General features: G+C 41.4%; 27 protein-coding genes and 1 tRNA gene. 7 read left to right on the top strand and 21 right to left on the bottom strand.

All coding sequences use genetic code 11. The features are described 5' to 3' along the window. Window positions 1-24: 24 nt before the first annotated feature. From J0654_RS12620 to J0654_RS12600, 5 genes are read right to left on the bottom strand one after another with little or no spacing between them, the layout of a single operon-like run. Window positions 25-999 (bottom strand): cbb3-type cytochrome c oxidase N-terminal domain-containing protein, encoded by a 975-nt coding sequence (locus J0654_RS12620; RefSeq protein WP_207029444.1) that lies wholly within the window; start codon window positions 997-999, stop codon window positions 25-27. Window positions 1,000-1,003: 4 nt separating this feature from the next. Then, window positions 1,004-1,192 carry a CcoQ/FixQ family Cbb3-type cytochrome c oxidase assembly chaperone gene (locus tag J0654_RS12615; protein ID WP_119607564.1) on the bottom strand — a complete coding sequence of 63 codons (189 nt, stop codon included), beginning with the start codon at window positions 1,190-1,192 and terminating at the stop codon, window positions 1,004-1,006. 2 nt (window positions 1,193-1,194) lie between these two features. Next, a complete protein-coding gene (gene ccoN, locus J0654_RS12610) occupies window positions 1,195-3,396 on the bottom strand; it encodes a cytochrome-c oxidase, cbb3-type subunit I (protein ID WP_207029443.1) in 2,202 nt (733 codons plus the stop codon). 2 nt (window positions 3,397-3,398) lie between these two features. Continuing rightward, window positions 3,399-3,608: a cbb3-type cytochrome oxidase assembly protein CcoS gene (gene ccoS, locus J0654_RS12605; protein WP_207029442.1), complete on the bottom strand. Its 210-nt coding sequence runs from the start codon at window positions 3,606-3,608 to the stop codon at window positions 3,399-3,401. Window positions 3,609-3,667: 59 nt separating this feature from the next. Beyond that, complete coding sequence (locus tag J0654_RS12600; RefSeq protein WP_207029441.1) at window positions 3,668-6,052, bottom strand: heavy metal translocating P-type ATPase; 2,385 nt, start codon at window positions 6,050-6,052, stop codon at window positions 3,668-3,670. Window positions 6,053-6,171: 119 nt separating this feature from the next. On the opposite strand from J0654_RS12600, the gene J0654_RS12595 reads away from it, so the two are divergent. The 3 genes from J0654_RS12595 (at window position 6,172) to J0654_RS12585 (ending at window position 8,833) form a co-directional block, all read left to right on the top strand. Continuing rightward, on the top strand, window positions 6,172-6,861 hold the full coding sequence (locus J0654_RS12595) for a Crp/Fnr family transcriptional regulator (protein WP_207029440.1): 690 nt from the start codon (window positions 6,172-6,174) through the stop codon (window positions 6,859-6,861). A 79-nt stretch (window positions 6,862-6,940) separates the two neighbouring features. After that, on the top strand, window positions 6,941-7,849 hold the full coding sequence (locus tag J0654_RS12590; RefSeq protein WP_207029439.1) for a universal stress protein: 909 nt from the start codon (window positions 6,941-6,943) through the stop codon (window positions 7,847-7,849). A 48-nt stretch (window positions 7,850-7,897) separates the two neighbouring features. Further along, window positions 7,898-8,833: a pyridoxal-phosphate dependent enzyme gene (locus J0654_RS12585; RefSeq protein WP_207029438.1), complete on the top strand. Its 936-nt coding sequence runs from the start codon at window positions 7,898-7,900 to the stop codon at window positions 8,831-8,833. A gap of 6 nt (window positions 8,834-8,839) precedes the next feature. Here the strand turns inward: J0654_RS12585 and J0654_RS12580 are convergent, their stop codons facing one another. From J0654_RS12580 to J0654_RS12570, 3 genes are all read right to left on the bottom strand, one after another. Beyond that, a complete protein-coding gene (locus J0654_RS12580) occupies window positions 8,840-10,297 on the bottom strand; it encodes a sensor histidine kinase (RefSeq protein WP_207029437.1) in 1,458 nt (485 codons plus the stop codon). A 78-nt stretch (window positions 10,298-10,375) separates the two neighbouring features. Beyond that, window positions 10,376-10,765 (bottom strand): response regulator, encoded by a 390-nt coding sequence (locus tag J0654_RS12575; RefSeq protein WP_207029436.1) that lies wholly within the window; start codon window positions 10,763-10,765, stop codon window positions 10,376-10,378. A 511-nt stretch (window positions 10,766-11,276) separates the two neighbouring features. Next, a tRNA-Leu gene (locus tag J0654_RS12570) sits at window positions 11,277-11,358 on the bottom strand. Between the two features lie 97 nt (window positions 11,359-11,455). Between J0654_RS12570 and J0654_RS12565 the strand changes: the two genes are divergently transcribed. Further along, on the top strand, window positions 11,456-12,844 hold the full coding sequence (locus J0654_RS12565) for a dipeptidase (RefSeq protein ID WP_207029435.1): 1,389 nt from the start codon (window positions 11,456-11,458) through the stop codon (window positions 12,842-12,844). Here J0654_RS12565 and J0654_RS12560 read toward each other — a convergent pair. Next, window positions 12,841-13,419, bottom strand: a complete 579-nt coding sequence (locus J0654_RS12560) for a PhnA domain-containing protein (protein ID WP_207029434.1) — start codon at window positions 13,417-13,419, stop codon at window positions 12,841-12,843. The genes J0654_RS12565 and J0654_RS12560 overlap by 4 nt on opposite strands. 116 nt (window positions 13,420-13,535) lie before the next feature. Between J0654_RS12560 and J0654_RS12555 the strand changes: the two genes are divergently transcribed. The 3 genes from J0654_RS12555 to J0654_RS12545 all read left to right on the top strand — a co-directional run bounded on the left by J0654_RS12555 (window position 13,536) and on the right by J0654_RS12545 (window position 16,586). Beyond that, window positions 13,536-13,901, top strand: a complete 366-nt coding sequence (locus J0654_RS12555) for a BlaI/MecI/CopY family transcriptional regulator (RefSeq protein WP_207029618.1) — start codon at window positions 13,536-13,538, stop codon at window positions 13,899-13,901. Between the two features lie 2 nt (window positions 13,902-13,903). Further along, complete coding sequence (locus J0654_RS18375) at window positions 13,904-15,379, top strand: M56 family metallopeptidase (RefSeq protein WP_207029433.1); 1,476 nt, start codon at window positions 13,904-13,906, stop codon at window positions 15,377-15,379. Window positions 15,380-15,485: 106 nt separating this feature from the next. Next, entirely contained in the window at window positions 15,486-16,586 is a 1,101-nt protein-coding gene (locus J0654_RS12545; RefSeq protein ID WP_207029432.1) for a DUF4407 domain-containing protein, read from the top strand. Here J0654_RS12545 and J0654_RS12540 read toward each other — a convergent pair. From J0654_RS12540 to J0654_RS12485, 12 genes are all read right to left on the bottom strand, one after another. Further along, on the bottom strand, window positions 16,583-18,352 hold the full coding sequence (locus J0654_RS12540) for a MutS-related protein (protein ID WP_207029431.1): 1,770 nt from the start codon (window positions 18,350-18,352) through the stop codon (window positions 16,583-16,585). The two genes, J0654_RS12545 and J0654_RS12540, sit on opposite strands and share 4 nt — an antisense overlap. Before the next feature lie 7 nt (window positions 18,353-18,359). Continuing rightward, a complete protein-coding gene (locus J0654_RS12535) occupies window positions 18,360-18,719 on the bottom strand; it encodes an MmcQ/YjbR family DNA-binding protein (protein WP_207029430.1) in 360 nt (119 codons plus the stop codon). Then, window positions 18,716-19,117, bottom strand: a complete 402-nt coding sequence (locus J0654_RS12530; protein ID WP_207029429.1) for a Dabb family protein — start codon at window positions 19,115-19,117, stop codon at window positions 18,716-18,718. The genes J0654_RS12535 and J0654_RS12530 overlap by 4 nt, the downstream gene beginning before the upstream one ends. Window position 19,118: 1 nt before the next feature. After that, window positions 19,119-19,742, bottom strand: coding sequence for a DUF4230 domain-containing protein (locus J0654_RS12525; protein WP_207029428.1), 624 nt, complete (start codon window positions 19,740-19,742; stop codon window positions 19,119-19,121). A 1-nt stretch (window position 19,743) separates the two neighbouring features. Then, window positions 19,744-20,094 (bottom strand): DUF4260 domain-containing protein, encoded by a 351-nt coding sequence (locus tag J0654_RS12520; RefSeq protein WP_207029427.1) that lies wholly within the window; start codon window positions 20,092-20,094, stop codon window positions 19,744-19,746. Continuing rightward, on the bottom strand, window positions 20,091-20,846 hold the full coding sequence (locus J0654_RS12515) for a cyclase family protein (protein ID WP_207029426.1): 756 nt from the start codon (window positions 20,844-20,846) through the stop codon (window positions 20,091-20,093). The genes J0654_RS12520 and J0654_RS12515 overlap by 4 nt, the downstream gene beginning before the upstream one ends. Before the next feature lie 83 nt (window positions 20,847-20,929). Beyond that, a complete protein-coding gene (hemW, locus tag J0654_RS12510) occupies window positions 20,930-22,078 on the bottom strand; it encodes a radical SAM family heme chaperone HemW (RefSeq protein WP_207029425.1) in 1,149 nt (382 codons plus the stop codon). Between the two features lie 25 nt (window positions 22,079-22,103). Next, on the bottom strand, window positions 22,104-22,661 hold the full coding sequence (ruvC, locus tag J0654_RS12505) for a crossover junction endodeoxyribonuclease RuvC (RefSeq protein ID WP_207029424.1): 558 nt from the start codon (window positions 22,659-22,661) through the stop codon (window positions 22,104-22,106). A gap of 1 nt (window position 22,662) precedes the next feature. After that, the gene (locus tag J0654_RS12500; RefSeq protein ID WP_237685982.1) at window positions 22,663-23,112 is read right to left on the bottom strand and encodes a hypothetical protein; all 450 of its coding nucleotides are present in this window, start codon (window positions 23,110-23,112) and stop codon (window positions 22,663-22,665) included. Window positions 23,113-23,186: 74 nt separating this feature from the next. After that, window positions 23,187-24,326 carry a tetratricopeptide repeat protein gene (locus J0654_RS12495; protein ID WP_207029422.1) on the bottom strand — a complete coding sequence of 380 codons (1,140 nt, stop codon included), beginning with the start codon at window positions 24,324-24,326 and terminating at the stop codon, window positions 23,187-23,189. A 9-nt stretch (window positions 24,327-24,335) separates the two neighbouring features. Further along, window positions 24,336-25,976, bottom strand: a complete 1,641-nt coding sequence (locus J0654_RS12490; RefSeq protein ID WP_207029421.1) for a M56 family metallopeptidase — start codon at window positions 25,974-25,976, stop codon at window positions 24,336-24,338. Further along, a complete protein-coding gene (locus J0654_RS12485) occupies window positions 25,973-26,335 on the bottom strand; it encodes a BlaI/MecI/CopY family transcriptional regulator (RefSeq protein WP_207029420.1) in 363 nt (120 codons plus the stop codon). The genes J0654_RS12490 and J0654_RS12485 overlap by 4 nt, the downstream gene beginning before the upstream one ends. Window positions 26,336-26,400 lie beyond the last annotated feature (65 nt).

Raw genomic sequence — 26,400 nt, 5'->3', positions numbered from 1 at the left:
TTGCTGCCAGATGTCCCAATGGGACTAGTTTATGGCAACTTCTGTTGAATCCGCGGCCTGCTCCATTTCTTCAGGGGCAGTTTCTTCCGTCTCGGATTCTGTTCCATTGGTGTCTTCCGGTGCATCTGGGTCTATCCAGATTTCCCCTTCAGGCTCCTTTGGGTTGGCAGGTGTGGTTCCGCCCAATGAGATTACATAACTGGCAACCTGGGCCATTTCAGCTGGCTTTAAGCTTTGCTTCCATGCGATCATCCCTTTACCGTCACGACCACCTTCAGAAATTGTTGTAAAGACATTTTTGATGCCCCCGCCCAATATCCAATATTTGTCGGTTAGGTTAGGACCAATTCCACCTCCACCATCTTGGGTGTGACATACCACGCAGTTGGCCTGGAAGATTTTCTCCCCCGCCGCCAAGTCGGATTCGTCCGAAAGAAACTCGACCGTACTTGCATCCACCAAGTCTTTGGCGGTTCTTTTGTATTCCTCTATGGCCTGCTGTGCCGCGGCGACTTCTTGTTCATATTCCAGTTCTTGATCATAATCTCCAATGACATGGAAACGCACCAAATACACTACCGCAAATACAATGGTGGCATAGAACAGGTATACCCACCATGGCGGCAATACGTTGTCCAACTCACGGATCCCATCGTAATTGTGGTCCAGAATAATTTCACCTTCGCGCTCGATGGAGCGGCTCTTGGTCAATTTTTTCATTAGGTTTTTGGCCCACGTCCATTCAAACTTCTTGCTTTTGGCTTCCAAGTAACGCTCCTTGCCTTCTTCTGAAAGGGTTTGGAACATAATGTTCTCTATGGAGGCTAAAATCAATTCTATGGCTATAAGAATCATCAGCACCAACAGCAGAAAAAACTGTGTGATGGGATATTCAATAATTGCGGGTTTATCACCAGAGTCTATAAATAATTCCATCAATCCGAAGATCAAAAAGAATAAAACTGGGACTCGTATCCACCAAGGCGTTCTTGTACTCATAATGTTATAGTTTGTTTTGTTGATCTTCGTTATCCAATGGCAGTTCGGACATCTCCCTTATGTGTTCCTTGGTAGCGGTAAACACCCACCAGAACAATAGAACGAAAAACACAAAGAAGATTAGCAAGGAAACCATGGGATAGTTGGCTATCCCATCGATGGTTTCCATATGTTCTTTTACAAATTTCAACATGGTTATTTGTTTTGAGATATGGTTTCTTCTGTTCCTTCAATTTTAATATCGGTACCCAATCGCTGTAGATAAGCAATCAAGGCTACGATTTCACGATCTCGCATTTCCACAAAATCCAATCCGTTTTCCTCGGCGTATTTTTTATCCGCTTCGTACGTTTTTTCGAATTCTGGGTCTGCGTATAGGCTCTTCTCTATTTGAGCTGCCTGCTCTGCCATGGATTGCGGAGCATTGGCGATATCTTCTTCCGTATAGGGAACACCGAGTTTTACCATGGTTTCCATTTTGGCCTGAACATCGCTACGATCGTGCTCATCGGTAACCAGCCATTCGTAAGATGGCATAATGGAGCCCGCTGAGGTACTTTGCGGATCGTACATATGGTTCAAGTGCCAGTTATCAGAGTATTTGCCTCCAACACGCAACAAGTCGGGACCTGTTCGTTTACTACCCCATAGGAATGGGTGGTCATAAACAAACTCCCCTGCCTTGGCATATTCACCATAACGCTCCACCTCACTACGGAACGGACGTATCATTTGCGAATGGCAGCTTACACAACCTTCCCTGATGTAAAGATCCCTACCTTCCAATTCCAAAGGTGTATACGGTTTAACACTGGTAATGGTCGGGATATTGGATTTTACCAATATGGTCGGTATAATTTGAACAACACCACCGATCAAAATGGCAATGGTAGCCAAGATGGTCAACTGAACCGGTTTCCTTTCCAACCAGTTGTGGAAGGTTTCCCCAGCTACTCTTCTTTTGGCAACACGTTCCAATGCTGGTGCTTCTGCCGCTTCATCTTCAACTTTGCTGCCCGATCTAATGGTTCTTACCACGTTATACAGCAGTACGAACATACCCAAGATGTACAACGAACCTCCAATGGCCCTCATCCAGTACATTGGAATGATCTGGGTAACGGTCTCCAAGAAGTTACCGTAAACCAAGGTACCATCTGGGTTGAATTCTTTCCACATCAAAGCTTGGGTAAATCCGGCTACGTACATCGGAAGGGCATAAAGCACAATACCCAAGGTTCCGATCCAGAAGTGGAAATTCGCCAATCCTTTTGAGTGCAGTTCCGTTTTGAACATCCGAGGCACCAACCAATAGATCATACCAAAGGTCAAGAACCCGTTCCAGGCCAACGCCCCAACGTGTACGTGAGCAATGATCCAATCACTAAAGTGTGCAATGGCATTTACGTTTTTCAAGGAAAGCATAGGTCCTTCGAATGTAGCCATACCATAACCTGTAATGGCTACCACCATAAATTTTAAGGTAGCATCGGTACGCACTTTATCCCATACCCCACGAAGTGTCAACAAACCGTTGATCATACCTCCCCAAGATGGAGCGATCAACATTATGGAGAATACAACACCAAGGTTCTGTGCCCAATCTGGCAAAGCAGAGTACAACAAGTGGTGAGGACCTGCCCAGATATAAATGAATATCAAAGACCAGAAGTGGACGATGGACAATCTATAGGAATAAATGGGACGATTGGCCGCTTTCGGAACAAAGTAGTACATCAGCCCCAAGAAAGGAGTGGTCAAGAAGAAGGCCACCGCATTGTGACCGTACCACCATTGTACCAAAGCATCCTGTACACCGGCGTAGACCGAATAGCTCTTCAATGCCGTAACCGGTAATTCCAAGCTATTGAATATGTGCAGCACTGCTACGGTAACAAACGTGGCCAAATAAAACCAGATCGCCACATATAAGTGTCTTTGTCTTCTCTTTAAAATGGTACCTATCATATTCCAACCAAAAACTACCCAGACCGCGGCAATCGCCAAATCGATCGGCCATTCCAATTCTGCGTATTCTTTGGATGTTGTGTACCCCAAGGGCAAGGTCAACGCTGCGGCGACAATAATCAATTGCCAACCCCAGAAGTTAATGTTGCTAAGGGCGTCACTGAACATTCTTGCCTTTAGCAATCGTTGCAGTGAGTAATAGACTCCCGCAAAAATGGCATTCCCTACAAATGCAAAGATTACGGCATTGGTATGCAATGGTCGCAACCGGCCAAAACTTAACCATGATATCCCTTCTGTAACATTGGGGAACAAAAACATAAAGGCCAACAATAGGCCCACTGCCATACCCACCACGCCCCATAAAATAGTGGCGTATAAGAACTTTTGTACGATTTTGTTATCGTAACGGAACTGTTGTATTTCCATATTTATTGGTTTGTACTTTTAGTTTGTTTGATTTCCTTTTTATTTAGGTTTGATTTATCCTTGTCCTTGACCACCTCATCTTCAAACAACATTCTTACCGATGGGGTATAGGTATCATCGTATTGTCCGCTTTTTACCGAAAAAACAAAGGCTATAAAAAAGACTATGGCCACCGTTATGCTTATGGCCAGCAACACATAAATAACACTCATACCTGCCTGAATTTAGGTGTAAAACTACTCTGATGGTATGCTTCAAAAAATGACATATATCAGCTTTCTAAAGTTTTTAATTTTTTACCGAGATAATTTGTTGCCAAGGTGGTGAACACCACAATACTGATGGAGCTCAACGGCATTAAAATAGCGGCAATAACCGGCTGTAACTGACCTGTGACCGCAAAATATAATCCTACAACATTGTAGCAGAGCGACAACAAAAAGCTCATTTTTATAATGCGAACGGACTTTTTGGACAGTTTTATGAACTTTGGCAGCATTCGCAACTTGCTCGCATCCAAAATTCCATCACAAGCCGGCGAAAACACGTTGATGTTCTCAGAAACCGCCAATCCCACATCGCTCTGGGCCAAAGCACCGGCATCGTTGAGTCCGTCGCCCACCATTAAAACCTTATGTTTTTCTTGCAGGTTTTTGATGTATTCCAACTTGTCCTCGGGCTTTTGGTCAAACATCATCTTTGTCTTTTCAGGAAGCACTTTTTGTAATTGTGACCTCTCTCCATCATTATCACCCGAAAGAATGCCCAGTTCCATATCATCCGAAAGTTCATTGAATATTTGGCCCATCCCTTCCCGGTAGGCGTTCTTGAACACAAACCTTCCTTTTACATCTTCATCGGCACTTATATAAACCGCGGTATTCGTAATGGAACTGGATCTGCTTTCCCCCACGTAAGCTGCAGACCCCACTTTTATGGAATGCTGGTTGTATTTCCCCTCAATTCCTTTTCCAGTATGCTCTTGGAACTCTTCCAAGGTCATTATGGCATTGGATTTCAAAATATCGTAAAGAGATCGGCTCAAAGGGTGATTGGATGCCCTCAGGGTTGTTTTCAAAAGTGCCGTTTCTTCCTCTGTGAGTTCCATTCCTTCATAATGGATGGTATCTTTTTGATTGGTGGTGAGCGTTCCCGTTTTATCAAAAATGGCCGTGTCTATTTTGGACAAGCGTTCAATCACATTGGTATTTTTCAAGTAGAATTTATACTTCCCGAAAATGCGGAGCATATTGCCAAGTGTGAATGGAGCTGCCAACGCAATGGCGCATGGGCAGGCAATGATCAGCACCGAAGTGAACACGTTGAGTGCCAGGCTTGGATCAAAAATCAGCCAAAAAATAGTGGCCACCGTAGCTATGCTCAACACGGCAACGGTAAATCGTTTGCCTATGCTATCGGTAAGGGTCTGGAATTGGCTTGCTTTGTCTTTTGAAAATACGGAGTTGCCCCACAGTTGGGTCAAATAACTTTGGGAGACGGATTTCAATACCTCAACTTCCAACACTCCGGACAATTGTTTCCCGCCAGCAAACAGTTTTTCACCGGATTCCTTCAGTACAGGGTCGGACTCCCCCGTTACAAAACTATAATCGATTTCGGCAGTTCCTTTGATCAGAATACAATCCACAGGAATAATCTCGTGGCTACGGATCAGCACCCTGTCCCCTACTTCAATATTATAAATTTGGATATTCTCCTCCTCCCCATTTTTCTTCAAACGGGTAACGGCAATGGGAAAATATGACTTATAATCCCGCTCAAATGATAGGTAGGCATAGGTTTTTTGTTGAAAAAATTTTCCCAACAATAAAAAGAAGACCAAACCTGTAAGACTATCAAAAAAGCCTGAGCCCAAATCAAATACTATATCTACCGTACTCCGTAAAAAGAGGACCAATATTCCCAAAGCAATGGGCACATCAATATTCAATAATTTGGAACGGATTCCTTTATAAGCGGAAATAAAATAATCCTGAGCAGCGTAAAATACTACCGGTATCGAAAACGCAAACATCAACCAACGAAAGACGTGTTTGTACTGATCCAACCAAAATTCCTCTACCTCAAAATACTCGGGAAAGGAAAACAGCATGACATTGCCAAAGGCAAAACCGGCCACGCCCAACTTATATATAAGGGAACGATCGACCTTAGTTCCTTTTTTATTGTATTCCTCTAAAGAGATATAGGGCTCGTACCCTATGCTACCCAGCAAAAGGACCAACGCTTTTAGAGAGAAATCTTCTGTTTTGTATGTTACCCGAATGGTTTTCTTTGGAAAGTCGACCTGAGAAAAAGTAATGGCCGAATGCAGCTTGTTCAGGTTTTCGAGCACCCATATACAAGAACTGCAATGTATGGTAGGTATACTTAAACCAACCACCTGCACACCCTCTTCATTGAACTCCACCAATTGTTGTACAATTTCCTGGTTGTCCAAAAAATCATATTTCTGACGGATTTCGTTGGGTGTTGTTCCTGCCTTTCCTTCTATTTCGTAAAAAGTGGACAGGCCATTTGATGTAAAAATCTCATAAACGGTCTTGCAACCATTACAGCAAAAATCTTTATCATCAAACTTAACGCTACTTTTTCCGCACTCGTCACCACAATGATAACAGGTCGAGTCTGCCATTTCACATTTGCTTTACCTGGGGCAAATTTGCAATACTCTTATACTTTAAAATATGATAATTATCAGTAAATTGTGTTTGTTTATCAACTATTTTTGTTGAATCAGGTAAACTAATCATTATGGAAAGCAGGTGTGAAAATTGTATCATCCGACAGTTCAACTCCCTCCGTGCCATGAGCAAAGAGGAATTAAAAAAAGTATCCGACTCCAAAACCACCAAAACCGTTAAAAAGGGAGAACCCTTGTTTGAAGAGGGTGATAAGCTCAATGGGGTCTACTGTGTAAGAAATGGGGTTTCCAAGCTTTCCAAGTTAAGTGCCAACGGAAAAGACCAAATTGTAAAGTTGGCCACCAAAGGTGAAGTTTTGGGTCAGCGCTCGGTTATTTCACAAGAAAGCACCAATCTCTCCGCTATTGCCGTAGATGATATGGAAGTTTGCTTTATTCCAAAAGAAAGTATCAACAATACCCTTCAAAAAAATCCAAATTTCACTTTAGAGGTCCTGCGCCATATGGCCCATGACCTGAAAGAAGCCGATGATGTTATTGTAAACATATCCCAAAAAACGGTAAAACAACGTATGGCGGAAGCTTTCCTTTATTTAAAGAACAATTTTGGAGAGGACGAAGATGGATTTTTGTCACTTACCCTATCTCGCGAAGACATTTCCAACGTGGTGGGCACCGCTACGGAATCTGCCATCAGGATCATTTCGGAATTTAAAAAGAAAGGTTTGATTCATACCTCCGGCAAAAAAATCGGCATCAAGGATGAACGCAAACTTTTGGAAATGGTCGAAGGCTTTTGACCCATTTTTAAAAAGCTGACATTTGTCATAGTATCCCCTAACCCATAGGTCTAATTTTATGCATCATAATCTTAGTCAGATGCAGAAGATTTTAATACCTACGGATTTTTCGGAAAATGCATGGAATGCAATCGATTACGCCATGCAATTGTTCCGCAACAGGCGTTGTAAATTTTATTTGCTCAACACCTATACCCCTGTTATTCCCAGTAGCCGATTTATGGCCAAAATGATTGATGGAGTTCGTATCGTGGATGCGGTAAGAGAGAATTCTGAACAAGGATTGAACAAAACCGTGGATCGGATCAAAACCAAATATGGTAATCCAAACCACAGTTTTGAGACTATTTCTTCTTTCAACCTTCTGGTGGAAGAGGTAAAAGATATTGTGGAGACTTTTGAAATCAATTTGGTCGTAACCGGTACCAAGGGAGCCTCGGGTGTGGATGAAGTATTTATGGGCAGTAACACGGTACGGATCATAAAGAGCACCAAAAAATGTCCTGTTCTCGCCATTCCATATCATTTTGAATATGTTACCCCTTCGGAAATTGCATTTGCCACCGATTTTAATCGGTTCTATACCTCTTCGGAGCTGTCGCCCCTTTTGGAAATGGCAAAAATGTTCAATGCCACCATCCGAATTGTACATGTACAGTATGGCATTAAAGCACTCACGGAGCTACAGCAGTTTAACCTAAACATGCTTAGACGCTATTTGGGCGATATTGAACATTATGTCCACACCGTTTCCGAACTCAATTCGGTTTCCCACACTTTGGAGACATTTTCAAAAGAATTGGACATCCATTTGTTGGCCATGTTGAATTATCAGCATAGCTATATGGAAAAAATGACCCGTGAGCCCATCATCAAAAGAACGGCTTTCCATACCCAGATACCTTTGTTGGTAATTCCTGAATTGGGAATGGAGGGTGTTTCCAAAGAAGCAAAAGAAGAAGAGGAGGAGATAGAGTCGCACAATTAACCTTCGGTAGTTATCTTTATACCATTAAAAACCGGTATAAGGCTTTCTATGGACAAACAACAACTAATTGACTGCCATGAGCGGATAAAACCTTTTATCCATAACACACCCGTGCTCACTTCGAGGCTCATCAACAAAATAGCTGGAACCCATCTATACTTTAAGTGCGAAAACTTTCAACGGATGGGGGCTTTTAAAATGCGTGGTGCCGCCAATGCCATCATGCAACTTACGGATGCGCAGAAACAAAATGGAGTAGTTACCCATTCTTCCGGCAATTTTGCACAAGCCCTATCACTTTCAGCACAAAGTTTAGGGGTAAAGGCCTATATCGTGATGCCAAGTTCGGCTCCTCAGGTAAAAAAAGAGGCAGTCAAAAGCTATGGTGGTATTTTAATCGAATGTGAACCTAACCTTGAAGCCAGAGAGTTGGCATCAGAACAAATTGTAGAAAAATATGGTGCCACTTTTATCCATCCCTCTAATGATGACCAAGTAATTTTAGGTCAGGGAACTGCTTGTAAAGAACTGTTGGAACTACATCCTGACCTTGATTTTGTAGTAACCCCTGTTGGTGGTGGTGGATTGATCGCCGGTTGCGCACTGTCCGCCCATTACTTTGGAAACCATTGCAAAACCATTGGAGGGGAGCCGTTTGAGGTGGATGATGCCTATCGTTCCTTAAAAAGTGGAAAAATAGAAACCAATACGACGACCAATACTATAGCAGACGGGCTAAAAACTCAATTAGGTGATAAAAATTTTCCCATCATTCAAAAACATGTGGACGAAATTATCCGTGTCACGGAAGAGGAAATTATTGAGGCCATGCGATTGATTTGGGAGCGACTTAAGATTGTATGTGAACCCTCCAGTGCGGTAGCGCTGGCAGCCGTTTTAAAGAAAAAAAATAAGTTCAAGGATAAAAAAGTAGGTATTGTGATATCCGGCGGAAATGTGGACCTAAGCCATTTACCCTTTTAAAAACCACTAATTGCTTTTGTAAAAAGTGATGATAAAGGTTGTACCGATATCCAATTCGCTATCCACCTCGATTTTTCCTCCCATGGCCTCTACCTGTGTTTTCACCAAATACAGTCCAAAGCCTTTGCCTTCGGTAGCACCACTGAGTCTACCATACATATCAAAAATCTTTCGTTCCTTTTCCGGGGTAAGTTCCATTCCTATGCCATTGTCGGTAAACTTTAGCACTACGGAATCTTCATTTTGTTCTGATGTTATTTGAACCATTGGTGGAACTCCATTTTTAGCATAGTTAATGGCATTTAAAATAAGGTTGTAAAAAACATTCACCACATAACTTTTAGCAGCGAACACGGTATCCACTTGTGAGAAATCCGTTTTGATCGTTGCTTTGTTTTTGATGATTTCTTCAGATAAAAGACCTTCAACATCTTTCATTACATCGGCAAAAGCTATTTCCCTGAATTTTTCCCTGTCAGCAGATTTCAACGACAGCGATAAATGGAGGTCCTTTATAGTCTGATCAAGAGCTTCGGTGGTATTTTCAATCTTTTTTACAATGTCATCGTTGGTCTCGTCCTTGCCCCATTCGTAGATTTTGGATAACATTAAAAGGTTGGAGATGGGGCTACGGAGATTATGGGATATGATACGTACAAAATTTTGAAGCTCGTTGTTTTGCTCAACAATCTGTCGTTTCGACAATACGTCTCTGGTAACATCTTGTGTTGCCCCCCTCATTCTATAAGGTGTTCCGTCCTCATTGTAAAATACCGTTCCGGTTTGATGAACATATCTTATCTCTCCCTCATTAACAACAATCCTATGGATAATGTCGTGCAAGGCTCCTTCTTCTATACATTTGGTTACATCATCATTAAAAGCATCCCGATCCTCTGGATGGATTATATCCACCAACGACTCATAATTAGCTTCAAAAATATTGGGATCTTGTCCAAAAATCCTAAAAAGTTGATCAGACCAGGTGATTTCATTTTTTACCATGTCCCAGTTCCAGTGACCAATATTGGCCACTTCTTGAGCTTCTCGGTAATTTCGTTCACTTTCTCGTAAACGATGGTTATTATCCACTTCTTGCGTGATATCCTTTTGCCAGATACAGCAGCCAACAACCTCTCCCGAACTGTTCATAAAGGGTTGAAAAGAAAACTCATGGACAACAATCCCGGTTCTATCCTCAAAAGTATGTTTGGAAGTGGTGGCGTATCGCTTCAGTGCCCTTTCACAGCCTTGCTTACACGGATTAAAAAAGCCTCCGCTATCGTAGATTTTTTTAAGATCCATGCCTCGCTCTGCATTCCCCAAATTTTCAAGTTTAAGCCGAGCTTTAAAAGAAGAGTTAAAAGCAGTCAGTCTATAATTTTCATCCATAGCCCAAACAATATCGTCACCATCCTCAACGATTTCGACCTTGTTATGGATTACTACCTGATTATGTTTCACGGGCTATGATTTATCCTAATAAATATAAGGTTTAGGGATTGGGGAAACTATAATTTTTTTCAACAGAAGATTATAATTCTATTTGTTATAACTCTGTAAGTAATCTTCTAAATGTTCAATTTTCAAGGGCTTGGTAATAAATTCCTTGACATACTTCCCATATTTTTCGGCTTCTTCCTTATCTGCATCGGATTCTGATGAGGTTACCAAAAGAACTTCGTTGGATTCTGGGAACTCCTCTAGCATCATAAACTCCAAAAATTCAAAGCCGCTCATTTCTGGCATATTGATATCCAACAAAATAAGTGTTTTCTTATTTGGGTCATCTCTGTACCTAAGGTCGTCCAAGGCCAATTCGGGGTTGGTAAAACTTTTAACCCTATCTTCCATTCCCATTCTTCTAAAGTGAATTGCATTCACCGTATTTACGAGGTCTTCGTCATCGACCAAATATATTTCCTTGTACATAGCAGTTGGTCTTAAGTTTTAGTTAGTTTCAGTTTGGTTATTATCAAAAATTGACAAATATCAATATTTTGCAGTAATTAAAACTGAAATTGCTGCATTTTATTGCAAAAATCCTTTAGAAACAAAGAAATTATTGCTCTAAACATTATTCTTCAATATGTAATCTGGGAACTTTTCTTTTGAATCCAATTATTATAAATTTATAATTATTCCCTTGTTTTAGCAAAAAATCAATAATTAAATTGATTAATGACATCTATTTGTTTTTTTGATGGTTTTTTATGAAAAATTAGAAATCAAGGCTGTAAATAGACTTCAAATTAAAAAACGCATAACCCAACAATTCGAGCGTTTAATTTTTAAGCTAAACAAAGAGCTTTCACCATAATCCATCCTACTAAACTATTTCATGCTCGTAACAGAAACCCGATTTTGGAATGAAGCGTTGAAACCGGCACATTGTAGAAATACTCCAAAATAAAAAAGCTCCTCAACGATTGAGAAGCTTTTGTGCGGGTGAAGGGAGTCGAACCCCCACGCCTTGCGGCACTAGATCCTAAGTCTAGCGTGTCTACCAATTCCACCACACCCGCGAAATGGAGTGCAAATATAAATCAATTTTCCGATTTGCAAATGCACTCCCTTTAAAAACTTGTTTTTTGTACTTTTAGTGTCCTTTTTAATATATATATGAAAGACATAAATAATTACATCAGTACCAACAAGGACAGATTTATCAACGAGTTAATAGACCTCTTAAAAATCCCCTCCATCAGTGCCGATAAGGCATATGCCAAGGATGTTCTGGAAGCGGCAAAGGCTGTTAAAAAATCCTTGGACGATGCAGGTTGCGAAAACACGGAGATTTGCGAAACCAAAGGATACCCAGTGGTATATGGCGATAAGATCATAGACCCAAATTTGCCCACCGTTTTGGTTTACGGGCATTACGATGTGCAACCACCAGACCCGATGAACTTGTGGGACTCTCCACCGTTCGAGCCTGTTATAAAAGAAACGGAACTGCACCCCGACGGGGCCATTTTTGCAAGAGGAGCCTGCGACGATAAGGGTCAGTTTTTTATGCACGTCAAGGCAGTGGAGTATATGATCCAAAACGACACCTTGCCCTGTAACGTAAAGTTCATGATTGAAGGTGAGGAAGAAGTGGGAAGTGATAGTTTGGAAGATTTTTTAAAAGAAAACAGCGAAAAACTCAAAAACGACATTATCCTGATATCGGATACTGGAATGATCGGCAACGACACACCATCGATTACCACGGGACTACGCGGACTGAGCTACGTGGAAGTGGAAGTGACCGGTGCCAACCGAGACCTTCACTCCGGGATCTACGGTGGAGCAGCTCCCAACCCAATCAACGTGCTCTCCAAAATGATAGCTCAACTACATGACGAAAACAACCATATCACCATTCCAGGTTTTTACGATAAAGTAGAAATCATCTCAGATGAGGAGCGCGCCGAAATGGCCAAGGCACCTTTTGATTTGGAAGCCTACAAAAAATCACTGGATATTGATGATGTACATGGTGAAAAAGGATATACAACACCTGAACGTTTTGGTATTCGACCTACGTTGGATGTAAACGGTATCTGGGGAGGTTATATGGGCGAAGGTGCAAAGACCGTGATAGCCAGTAAAGCCTACGCCAAAATCTCCATGCGATTGGTTCCAGACCAAGATTGGCATGAGATCACGGATTTATTTACCAAACATTTTAAGTCCCTTGCACCAAAAAGTGTGAAAGTAAAGGTGACTCCCCACCATGGAGGTCAGGCATACGTAACCCCCATTGAAAGTGATGGTTACCAAGCGGCTTCCAAAGCCATGGAAACTACCTTTGGAAAAACACCCGTTCCACAACGAACCGGGGGAAGTATTCCCATCGTTGCTCTTTTTGAAAATGTTTTTGACAGTAAAACTATTTTACTGGGCTTTGGATTGGACAGCGATGCCATACATTCGCCCAACGAACATTTTGGCGTTTGGAATTTTTTAAAGGGAATCGAGACCATCCCTTACTTCTACAAATATTATACAGAGATGAAGGCCTAAAGTTTTTTAACGTATTTGGTTATGATAACAATTTGTTGACCATCTACTTTGCCTTCGATATACTCGGCATTTTCGTGATCCAGGGAAATTCGTCTAACGGCGGTTCCCTGTTTTGCGACCATGCTGGAACCTTTTACTTTTAGGTCCTTTACCAATACAACACTGTCACCATTCTCCAAAATGTTGCCGTTTACATCTCGGTGGACTATTTTTTCACTTTCTTCTTCACCTTCGCCGGTAGCTTTGGCCCACTCAAGCGTTTCATCTTCCAAATACATCATATCCAAAAGGTCTTGGGGCCATCCTTCGGATTTTAATCTATTCAACATACGCCACGCAACCACCTTTACGGCATCGTGCTCGCTCCACATGCTATCGTTCAAACAACGCCAGTGATTGGCATCTGTATTATCGGGATTTTCTATTTGGTCAATGCAAGTAGTGCATGCCAAAAGGCTGCCATCAACCCCACCAGTGGAAACCGGAGGAACTTCATATACCTGTAAATTATCTGTTGCCCCGCATAGTTCGCAGGTATTTCCACTTCGTTCTTGTAAGTCTTCCAGTAATCCCATAATGTTTGCTTTGACGGCAAACTTAACATTTTAGGACATTAAAACATATTCTACATTTGTAGAATTAATATTTTTATTCTATGTTTGTAGAACAAAAACATGGAATAGCTTTGAAAATGCAGTTGTCAAAATCGGAAGAGGAGTTAATGAACATTGTTTGGAAACTAAAAAAGGCCTTTATGAAAGACCTATTGGATGCCTATCCCGAACCCAAACCCGCTATCACTACGGTAGCAACATTGTTAAAACGTATGGCGGACAAAGGTTTTGTTGCATATAAAATTATTGGCAGAAGCAGGGAATACTATCCATTGGTAAAGAAGAAGGACTATTTTTCCAAGCATGTAAACGGACTCATAAAAAACTTTTTTAATGATAGTGCCAGTCAGTTCGCCTCATTCTTTACCCAAGAGACAAATTTGAGCAAAAGTGAGTTGGAGGAATTGAAAAAGCTAATAGACAACGAAATCAAAAAGAAGTAATTATGCTAGTCTTTCTTTTAAAATCCACCGCATGCCTTACCATTTTTCTGGCCTTCTACAAACTGGTTTTGGAAAAGGAAAGCATACACCATTTTAAACGATTCTTTCTTTTGGGTGCACTTATGGCCTCTTTTCTTATTCCGAATATTGTTTTTACCGAATATGTGGATATTTCGCCCAACACCGTAAATGTTCTCAGCCCAACAACCTATGGAATCTCCGAAATCGATACATCCCGAACACTTTTCGGAGCATCGAGCTTTGATTGGAAAGTTATGCTTTGGAGCCTCTATGCTCTTGGAGTGATGGCATTTGGATTCCGTTTTGTTGCACACCTTATCCAAATTTGGTCTCGCATCCGTTCCAATACCAAACTCAAGGAAAATTTCATCACTAAGGTACTTTTAAAACAATCCCTTCCTCCCCATACTTTTTTCAACTATATCTTTTTAAATCAACAACAATTTGAGGAAAAAAACATACCTCAAGAAGTCCTATTACATGAAGAAACCCATGCCAAGCAACGGCACAGTATGGATATCCTATTTATTGAACTTGCCCAAGTATTACTATGGTTCAATCCCATTATCTACCTATTTAAATCAGCTATAAAACTGAACCACGAATTCTTGGCAGACAGGGCCGTAATCAATAAGAACAATGATCGTTCACATTACCAAAATACTATCTTATCGTACTTATCACACGATAATTTTAATAAACATCAGTCGATCGGCATTGCAAATGCCATTAATTATTCATCAATCAAAAAACGTTTTACAGTCATGAAAACAAACACATCAAAAAAATCATTTGTATTGAGAAGCTTTTTGCTTCTACCACTTACTGCCCTATTGCTATTTGGGTTTAGTGAACATCGTCAAATTGAAAGAGACGATTCCGTTGACCAAATCATGGAACTGCAGGAAAACACCACGCAGTCAGATTTGACAACCCACAATGAATTGGCAAAAAACAAGCAACAACAAAGTGCTTCACGGGAAGAAATGAAAGAGTACAATGCCTTGGCCAAAAAGTATAATAACATGGATAGCAACAACATGGTCATCAACAAAAAAGAGGTGATGCGGTTAAAGGTGATTTATGGAAAAATGTCGGAAAAACAACGGGCAGATGCGGAACCATTTCCCAATTTTCCACCACCGCCACCAGCACCAGATGCTACAAGACCTCCAATGCCTCCATCAGCCCTTAAAAGCGTAAAAGAAAACAAAACCACGGCACCAACATTGCCACCAGCGCCACCAGTGCCACCAGCACCTCCAAAGCCTATAGAGCACATCAAAAAAATGGTAGCCAAAGGGGCAAGTTTTACCTTAAACGGAAAAGAAATATCCGGCAAAAAAGCCATTGAGGTGATTCAAAAAAATAAACATATAAATATTGATGCCAGGGAAGCCAATGGAATCAATCCCATCGTAAAACTATCCACTGAACCCATTGTCATCGAAAACTGAATTTCCGAGACCCAAAAATTGTTAAAAGCCCCTATTTTGGGGCTTTTTATGTAACAAATCACCTGAAATCACGTTCTAATACCCTATCAATCAAAGAGAACACGATATGTTACAACGCTTTTTTATTTTCTGCTCGGGTGCGGACACCCAAATTTTAGAGACTTGTTCCAACGGGGAACGCAACAAATACGCAGGTATCGGTGCCACGGTATTCTTTACGGCCGTAATGGCTTTTATCGCTTCGGGCTATGCCCTTTACACCGTTTTTGACAACATTTATATAGCCACATTCTTTGGTTTGATCTGGGGTCTGCTCATTTTCAACTTGGACCGATACATTGTGTCCACCATAAAAAAAAGGGACAATTTTAAGGGAGAGCTGCTCCAGGCCGCTCCTAGGATTATATTGGCCTTGATCATTGCCGTAGTGATTTCCAAACCTTTGGAAATGAAGATTTTTGAGAAGGAAATCAATCAGGTGCTTTTAGAGGAAAAAAATGCAATGACCTTGGACAACAAGGAACAATTGGCACTCCAGTACACTCCGAAAATTGAGAACCTGAACCAAGACATTGCCAACCTGAAGAGTGAAATTGCGACCAAAGAGGCAGAGACCAATGCGCTTTACGACACCTACATTTCCGAGGCTGAAGGTACTGCAGGAACAGGTTTATTGGGCAAAGGCCCCGTGTACAAGGAAAAACGTGAAAAGCACGATGCAGCATTGGCAGAACTCAATACCTTAAAGGAAACGAACGGCGCCAAAATTGAAAATATTGAAGCGCAAATAGCAGCTTTACAATCTGATTACGATTCTGCCGTTGCAAATTCCCAACCGATCATTGATGGTTTTGATGGACTTATGGCACGTATCAATGCCTTGGGAAAATTGCCTTGGTTTCCATCGTTTTTTATCTTTTTACTGTTCTTAGCTATTGAAACTGCTCCGATAATTGCCAAATTGTTGGCCCCAAAAGGAGAATACGACTATAAATTTGAAGAGCAGGAAAGTGTGGTGGCTACTTGGGTGACCCAAAAAGTGGAACAACGCAAATTATTGTTGTCCACCGATGGGGAACTCAACCAGCAAATTTATGCGGACATTAAATCTGAAGAGGAACTGTACCGTTACAAAAAAGAAAAAGCAGAGGAGTTACTTCGCCTACAGGCCGATTCATTTCACAATGTCCAGGTAAAAGGGCTTTAATCCACAATACCCATATTTTTTAGCAGAAAAGAGGCATTCATATTTTGGCAAACCCCTTCCTTAAATTTATAATCGAAGAAAAGTTCGCCGTTCACAATCTGGGCGTCAAAATAGCGGTTTTCAACTTCGGGAAGTTCATCGGCCAAGGTACAAAGGCTCAGATCGTGGGTGGCCACCATTCCCGTAGATCCATTTTTCACCAATCGTTCCACGAACTTTTTGGAACCTTCGGCTTTGTCCACACTGTTGGTGCCTTTTAATATTTCGTCCAGTATAACAAAACAATCTTCTTTTTCCAGTTCATCCACTATATACTTCAGACGCTTGAGTTCTGCATAGAAATACGAGGTTTCATCCGCCAAGGAATCTGAAGAGCGCATGCTGGTCAATAACCTCACAGGATTGTATTTCACTTCACTTCCTTTTACCGGCAAACCCATATTCGCCATTACAATTTGCAAAGCAACCGCACGCAAAAACGTACTTTTTCCTGCCATGTTGGCCCCGGTAACAATACAAAAGCGCCCTTTTCCTATTTCAAAATCGTTCAACACATTTTTATTGGGGTCCACCAAGGGGTGTCCAACCTCTTTACCACTTAGTACTATATCACCCTCCACCATAGTTGGATAGGTATGGTCAGGATGGTTAAAAGCATAAGTACCTAGTGTAATGTAGGCATCAAACTGGGCGATGGCAGCAAACCAATCTTCCACATGGTGCCCATATTTTTTTATCCAAGACTCAACCCTAAAAGCGTAATAAAGGCTATACAGGCCAAGACCTTGGGCAAATATGGAAACAATCAAGTTGAATTGCTGTTCCAACATGGTCATACTTTGAGAGAAGCGTTTTAAAATTTTGGATGTTGTTTCACCCTGAATCAACAATTTCTTTTGGAGCTCCTGTAGAAGTTCGGATGTAAAATGCTGTTGTTCCAGTTCAGAAATCAACTGTTGATGTTGTTGTATGGTTTCTTGTGCCTCGGATACTTTTGCAGTGAATGCAATAATATTTTTTGCATACCGACCCACGATCCCAACCCCTAAAAAGTACCAAAACAGGACCAAACTTTCCGGTACAATACCCATAGAAGCCAGGGTGATCGCCAAAATTGACAGTAAAGCAAAAATGGGAGGAACGATTCCTGCCCATTTGGGCACAAAGGATTTGTGGGTTTTCATCCAATCGGAGACCAGATCGGGGGAAATTTTGGGTTGGGTCTCGCCCGCCAAAGCGGAAAAATGCTGTCGCCACTCGGGCAAATCGGCCAGCTCCTGTATGGCCGCTTGTTTTTTGGAAATATCCTTTGGATATCCGTCCAACAATAAGCTGGAAAGCACCTCCCTGCCCTGCATCAAAATGGTACGATTGGCATATTGATAAAAAGAGCCTCTACCAAAAAGATCTAAATCCTGCGCATAGGGATGTTCTGGTTTCAAGAATTGTTTCCCATCCGGCAAATCTTGGTAACGTCGATTCAAGATTTGCAATTCCCTATTATTGATGGCAACAAGCCTTTCCAAATACTTTTTATGGCGTTTCACATTACTGAATCGCGTTACCAAATAGAGAAATAAGATAATTAAAAGTGGTAGTAGCACAACTAAGGCCGTCGCGCCCCAAAACAGATAAATCGCAGCCCAAAAACACACAAAAATCAAAAGTCTGAGCGTGGCTAAAATGGATAGCTTCTTCTTTTCTCGCTGTTGCTCCGTTTGATGTTTATCCCTTTGATTGGTGTAAAATTCCTTTAATTCCGTCATCTAAAAATCAATCTAAAGCGTTAAGCTCCTGTTGCAATTTTTTTGTAAGACTGGCGACTACCAAATCATACGAGTGATCTATAAGTTCTTTGATCAAGTCTGAAGGTAATTGTTCTATAAAAAGTGTGTTCCAATGGGTTTTGCTCATGTGATAGCCCGGAGTGATGACCCCATCAAATTCCTCACGCAGCTGCATGGCATGTTCCGGGTCACATTTAAGATTGCATTGGGGTGGAAGTCTTTCCAAAGGTACCAAGGCAAACATTTTGCCCATTACCTTGAAGACCAATGTACTTTCATCGAACGGAAACTCTTCGGTCACACCTTTTTTGGATATACAGACTTCGCGAAGAACCTCTACATTCATTGCGCAATTCCTTCAGAATCATAAACTATCACCTTTTCCCAAAGATCTTCGCACTCCTCAATAAAAACAAGGTGCGGAGGTTCTGTTTGATAGGCTGCCTGATCTTCGGCCGATTCAAAAGAGAGAATCAAGGAGTAGGTAAAAGAGTCGTCTACCACATCACGAATCGCCTTTGGTGGTTTACCAATAAACTTGGTTTTCGCGTACTGGGAATTGTTCAAAAACTTGGTCAAGGATGCTTCAAAAGTAGCTCTATCGGACTGACTTTCTGGGTTTTTGAACCAGAAATAAACCACATGGGCAAAGGTATGGTCAAAATTTTCTGCTTCGTTTTTGATTTGCACACAACTGTTGGCGAATACTACCACCAAGATTAAGGTTATGATTTTTGTTTTCATACTATTCTTCTAAAAGTTGTTTTTCCTTGTTGGGTATTTCCAAGGCCGAGTAATCCAATGTCCATCCAATGGTCTCCACGATTTTCTCTACCACCAGAACGGCCTGTAAAGCTTCATTTCTGGCAGTTTCCATCAACCCGCTCTCCGGTATTTTTTGTCTGATGTGCTCCTTGGCCTCCTGATTAAGATTAGTCAGATCTGTGGGTGAAAAGCTATTGAAAATGCCATTTTTAATATCATAAAACTGCAGATCTGGCTCAATGGACAACACTTCGGGCTCGGGAAAGTGGCTCAGGATAATTTTCTTTCCATCGTTGTCCGCCTTCATATCCAGTTTGTTGAGGTCGTAGCCAATATGTGCTTTCGCCTTGATTACGATCAATGCCTTTTTCTTGCTACGGAACAAGCTCATAAAACTGTCCTTGGTATTCTCGTAATGATAAATTTCGGCAAAATCCCCTTCGACAGAAACGAGTTTACAAACGCTTCGTATTTTGTTGAGGATTACCGTAGACTGTTCTTCGGTAATTTCTTTGTTCTTCTTTTTTCGGAAAAGGGAGTAGACCCAATACATGAGTATTGCGCCCAAGATCAACCCTAAAACGATGTTTACAACTTCACCCATTTTATGTACCTATTTCACCCAAATGGGTAAACTTAAACCCTTTGTCATATTTTAATCCGTAGCCCAACATTCTGTCAAAAGAAGCGTGTGAGAACAAAACTATTCCAATCAACTGGCATAAAGGTATGGAAAAGTAGATGCCTGCGAGATAAACTAGTATGGCAACTCCTTTATGGTGGAACAAATTATAGGAAAAGGCTCCAACCCTGTTCCCGAAAAGGTAACCTAACATTCCAATGTCGGGGGTTAGGATCAATACCAAAAACCACCACCAGGAGTAATCCAACAGGCTGAAAAGGTAAATGCCAAAAACGAGCATCATTGCCTCTTCCAATTTAAGGGTTGTTTTCATTTATTGTGTTCAATTTTATACAGCACTGGCCTACTGGGGCTCGCATCATTCTCAAAAGGGGCCACTTGCAGGTTTAAAAAATAGGTGCCGTCCTCAACAGGATTGGGTACATAGATAAACTCTGTGATGGTCGCTTTTTTCCTCGGTTTGCCGTTTATGTTCCAAAAGGCCTTATGCGCCAAAAGTTCTCCCCCGTCCCTTTCCTTATCCACGGAAGGAAGGTCTACCAGAAGGTGCTCAACCCCTTTTTTAACCAGATGTTTGGCGGCTGCCTCGGTCAGATAGGTGGGATTGGTATCCGAATATTTTTTAGAGCGCTTGTCTCCCAAATTGGGTATGGTTCTAATAACCAAAGCCTGTCTTTTCTTGTTCCCCAGAGCGTATTTTATCTGCTTTTCCGAAATCACAAAGTCCTCCCCCATTTGTTCGGGCGCTACGGTGATCACCTCAGCCAAAAAGAAAAACTTCTTTAACTTTTTATTGATGGAATTGAACTCTTCGGATATATGCCCCAAACATTCGGTATGGGTTACGTGCGAATGTGGGTTGAACCAAATATCGTTGAAATTGGTGGATGCCCCCTCGCTTACCTTGCCCACAAAGCCATCCTGTTCGTGCGGTGCTATTTTAGGCGGGTCCAGATACCATGCGTTCACGTTTTTGTCGCCACCTTTAAGCGGTATGGAAATATCAAGTGGTTTGGTCAGGTCTATTTTATAGTTTCGGGAGTTGTGTTTTATTGAGGCTATCAAATTAGGTTACTTTTAATATTTCCCGGTACTATCGGGAATTAATTCAACTTATGGGTTCCTGACTACACAGGAACGACAATTTACTATTTTAAATTAAGCATAAATAAATCAGATGCAATTCCATCCGCCAAAAACTTGCCTTTTTTGGTCGTGAGCAATTTTCCATCCTCGATAAGCAGTAAGCCCTGTTCTAGAAATTTGGATGATTGCTGATTAATATACATTCGGTAATTCTTCCCGAATTCCGAAGCTATTCTATCCAAATCCACGCCCCAAATGGTACGCAGGCCCGTCATTACATATTCGTTGTACCTGTCCGTGGTGGAAAGTGCCTCAGTTTCCATGGGCAAAACACCCGCTTCTATTTTTTTGATGTAGGTTGGATTGTTTCGGATATTCCAACTTCGATGTTTTCCATCAAAAGAGTGTGCCGATGGCCCAACGCCCAAATACGTCTTGCCCAACCAGTACGCCGTATTGTTTTGGGAGAAAAACCCAGGTTTCCCAAAATTGGAAATTTCATAGTTGACGAAGCCCTCAGCTTCCAACATATCCACCAGAATATGGAACTGCTCTTGGGCATGCTCATCATCAACATCGGGAACGAGACCTTTTTCAATAAACTTTTTCAGGGCAGTTCTAGGTTCCACGGTCAGGGCATAACTCGAAATATGGGGCAGACCAAAATCCAAAGCTTTTTGAACATTGGCTTCCCATCGTTCATTGTCCATACCCGGGATGCCATAAATCAAATCAATGGTGATATTATCAAAATACTGAATGGCTTCTTGGATGCACTGTTCGGCTTCGGAGGCATTGTGTGCCCGGTTCATCAATTTTAAATCTTCTTCAAAAAAGGATTGGATACCTATGCTGAGGCGATTAATACCCGCATTTTTGTATTTCAAAAAGAGATCTCTCGACTGCGCTCGAGATGACACCAAATCGTCTGGATTGGCTTCCAAAGTGATTTCTGGATTGTCAATTACTTTGTAATTGTCATACACGGTTTGGATCAAACGCTCAATTTCAGCATTGGATAAAACCGATGGGGTTCCTCCACCAAAGTAAATGGTCTCAACCTCATCATCAACCTCCGATTTTCGCAAAACCAGTTCTTTGGCTATGGCATTGACCATGGCTTCCTTTTTTCCCAATTGTGTGGAAAAATGGAAATCACAATAATGACAAGCTTGCTTGCAAAAAGGGATGTGGATATAGATTCCGCTCATTCAATGGACAATTTGCAATGAACTATTACTTCTTTTTAATTCTTGATTGATTCTGCTTGACAAAAGCTTCCCAACCTGTATAACTTTTCCCGACTTCTACCTTGCCTTCGTTGTAGAAATGACACACGGCAGCAGCCAAACCATCGGTACTATCCAAGTTTTTGGGCAAGGATTTTAAATTCAACAGACTTTGAAGCATTCTGGCCACTTGTTCTTTACTGGCGTTCCCATTGCCCGTAATAGCCATTTTTATCTTTTTGGGCATATACTCTGTTATCGGAATTTCCCTGGACAGTCCAGCTGCCATCGCAACACCTTGCGCACGGCCCAATTTGAGCATGGACTGCACATTTTTACCAAAAAATGGGGCTTCAATGGCTATTTCGTCTGGGTGATAGGTATCAATGAGTTCCAAGGTACGCTCAAAAATAAGCTTGAGCTTGGTATAGGGATCATCATACTTACGGAGCATCAACTCGTTCATCTGCACAAAGTGCATTTGTTTCTTGATCACCTTGATGATGCCGAAGCCCATGATCGTGGTTCCAGGATCTATTCCCAATATAATTTTTTCTGTTGCCAAATTAGTAGGTATTTAAAACCAGTGGAAGCCTAAAGCGAAGACTTACTGGGTTTCCTCTTTTTAATGCGGGTGCCACCGTGGTCAAATCGTTCAAACGTGCGGAGATTTTGGTGTTGAAATCCGATATTTCATTGAGCACGGATGTTTTTTCCTCCACGTTCAATACCGACATAAAACCATGCTCATCAATCAAAAAATCAATGTAGACCGTATCGTTGATATCGTTCCGAACTTGAAAGTTGAGTCCCGCCAAAGCTTCGGAAAAATATTCGGTGATCACGTTTTGGAAGCACTCCTGTTGCGCATCTTTGGGGGCCGTTTCGTCACAATCATCAAAAAGCGGGTATTGGTCTACATCGTTCCAATCAATCGTCAGGAGTTCCTCATTGACCAGTTTTTGGGTCTTATCCTCCTTGGACTCGAACAGCTCGCAGGATACGAGCAAACCCATAAAAATGATTAACAAAACAAACTTCTGCATGACAGCCCCTAGAATTTGGCTGAAATTACGACATTTTGAAGAAATCAGTTGCTGGCAAAATGGATTTCCTCCCTTATCTCTTTGATTCGGTTTTTGGTCCGTTCCATTAGGAACGGAACTAGATCCGGATACATCTCGAGCAACTTTTCGTAATAGTTCAAGCGGGTTTTGGGGTCCTTGTAGTATTCGTCGGCCAAAACACAGACTTGATAGTAATTGTAATAGTTGTCTTTGTTCTCCTCCCATGCCTTTACATAGTAATCCATGGATTTTTTTGTCTGCCCCTTTAATCGGGCTATGCGGCCAAGGCTTGCATATTCCTGTGGAAAGGAAGCCATTCGCTCCTCTATGGATTTTTTGATATAATATTGGGCGCTGTCCAACTCTTTTTCCTCAAAATATACTTCGCCCAATCCTGAATAAGCGGCCGACAATTTATTCGGGAAACTGCTCAATTTGCGATAAGCTTCCAATGCCTTTTCCGGCTCCCAGTTCCGGAAGTAACAATAAGCAAGTTTCTCATAAACGAAAGGTTTTTCCTCGCCCAAATCCAATAATCTTTCAAAATGGGGAATAGCTAATTGAAACTGCCCATTATTAAAAAAGGCCAATGCCTTTAAGTTGATCATGGCCACATCATTTTCGTAAAACCGGAGACCCTTATCGATATAGACCAGAGCGGAATCCTTTATCTCCTGACCAACATAATATTTGCCCAAAGAATATAAGCTCCGTAAATGGGTGCTATCTTTTTCCACAGCAGTCTTGAATGCCGTGGTTGCTCTGTCGGTTTGTTTGACGGACTCGTAAGTCCTTCCTAAATAATAGAAATACTCTGGATTTTTTTGTCCTGATTTAACCAAAACATGGAACATCTCCAAAGCGGGTCCATAATTTTTGGTTTTCAACAATAGCTTGCCCAGTTCAAAACGTGCAAGTACAAATTCAGGGTTATTATCCAAAATAGCCGTGTATTGGGCAATGGACTTATCGTAATTCCCGATGGTATGGTAGGAACGTGCTATTTGAAGGCTGGATTTTTCATCATCCCCGACCTTTGCATATTCGTTGATGGCAGCGATGTAATTTCCTAAAGCGTACAGACTATCCCCAACGGTCAAAGCCGATGTTTGGGCACCGGCTTTAAAAAGTATAAACAGAAAGAGAACAAATATCTTCTTCAAATTGACGGATTATTGCAATTTAAAAGTAATTGGGATTGCAAAAGGTACTTTTACTACTTGACCTTCATGCTTACCAGGCTGCATTGCTGGTAATCGTTTTATAATCCTAACCGCTTCGTTTTCCAAAATCTCATGTGGACCGCGCTTTTTTATAGTTGAAATTTCACCATTTGTATCAATTGTAAACAAAACTGAAACTCTACCTTGGACACCTTGCTCTTGTGCTTCTTCGGGATATCTAAAATGTTTGCGGATATGTGCTTGCATTTTTTCTTGGAAACAAGCTTTTTTGTCAACGGCATCTTCACAACCCGGGAAAATGGGTACTTGATCGATTGTGGCGAAGGGAACGGAATTATCACTTTCTAGGGCAGACTTTTTCGTTTGATCCCCATCGTCAAGCTTAAAAGTTATTGGAATGGAAAACGGAACATTCACAAGTTGTCCATCTTGTTTACCTGGTTGCATTTGAGGCAGTTTGGACAAAATTCGTTCAGTTTCCTTTTCCAAAAGTTCATGGGGACCTCTCATATTGATATCCACCACATTTCCCTCTTGATCAATTATAAAAATGGTGCTTACCCTACCCTGGATGCCTTGCTCTTGAGCCGCTTCGGGATAATGAAAGTTTTTGCGGATATGTGCTTGCATTTTTTCTTGGAAACAAGCTTTTTTGTCAACGGCATCTTCACAACCGGGAAAAACAGGCACCTCATCTACTACACCAAATGGCACTTCTATAGCCATGGTCAAAGGGACACTGGAATCCATTTCATCATTATTTTCTTCCTTACCGACCTCACAAGAAGTATACACCAACATGCCCAACACAAGGGGCAACAACAATACATACTTTAATTGCCATACGGCCTTGGACTTCTTTTTTTGTAACATGACTATTCGTTTTTTGATTAGTGATTTATTGAAAAATTGATTGACAAAACTGATATTCTGTGTGTTGAAGGCTTCGGACAACAACATCTCAAAATGTGCTGCCTTGTTTTGCTTCACAGCTTTTTCATCTGCAATGAATTCGTGAAGCTCCGCAACTCTATTCTGGTAGATATACACCAAGGGATTGAACCAGAAGACTATTCGGGCCAACTCAAAAAAGAGCAGGTCTAAGGAATGCCATTGCTTTACGTGCACCAATTCGTGAGCCAGAATATTGGGCTCCTTGTCCTTTTTGATTTCTTCTCCCATAAAAATGTTTCGAAAAAAGGAGAAAGCGGAAGTACTTTTAGGCACGGTGACTTTCGTGAATTCTTTATAATTCTCCACCACACTTTTATTACGGAGTCTTCCTATCTGAATCAATTTGTAAGCAAACCATATCGTTGCCAATGTACTCCCAAGACCCAAAACCAAGTATGGCCAAGAAATACGTTCGAGCAAACCAGCTTGTTCCATGCCGGGCCCAAGTACTACCCCGTTCAACTGGGCAAGAAATACTGTTGTGGTTTCCAACTCCTGTGGCATTGAGGTCTGTAGGGCCTCAATCTTTACCCAGGGCAATGCAATAGAAAGTGCAAACGTAGCCAGCATATATGCGCGGTTCCATTGAAAAAAGGTCTCTTTCTTTAAAAAAAGATCGTATGCCAACAAAAAGACGAGTTGAAACGCTAAAGATTCTAGAATGTAGGTAATCATTGCTCTTTGTCTTTAATGTTTTTCATAATTTCTTCGAGTTCCTTTAAACTGATGTCGTTCTTCTTCATAAAAAAGGACACCATACTGGAGAATGAGCCTTGGAAATACCCATCCATCAATTTGTTCAGGCTCTGATTACTGTACTCTTCTTTTTTCATCAAAGGAAAGTACACATGCCCCTTGCCCACTTTTTCGTGAGACACAAAACCCTTGTCCTCCAAGATCCGAACAATGGTGGAAACCGTATTGTAGGCTGGCTTGGGTTCTGGCAATTCTTCCAAAATTGCGGCCACATTGCCCTTTTCAATTTTCCAAAGGAGCTGCATTACCTCTTCTTCTGCCTTGGTGAGTTGTTTCATTTTTCAACTAACTTTTTAGTTCAATACGAAACAAATATAACTAAATATTTAGTTTAAACTAATTT

The organism is Flagellimonas profundi (assembly GCF_017313275.1).
Taxonomy (GTDB): Bacteria; Bacteroidota; Bacteroidia; order Flavobacteriales; family Flavobacteriaceae; genus Flagellimonas; species Flagellimonas profundi.
Note: the sequence above shows the minus strand (reverse complement) of the source record. Positions and strands in the feature narration are given on the sequence as shown.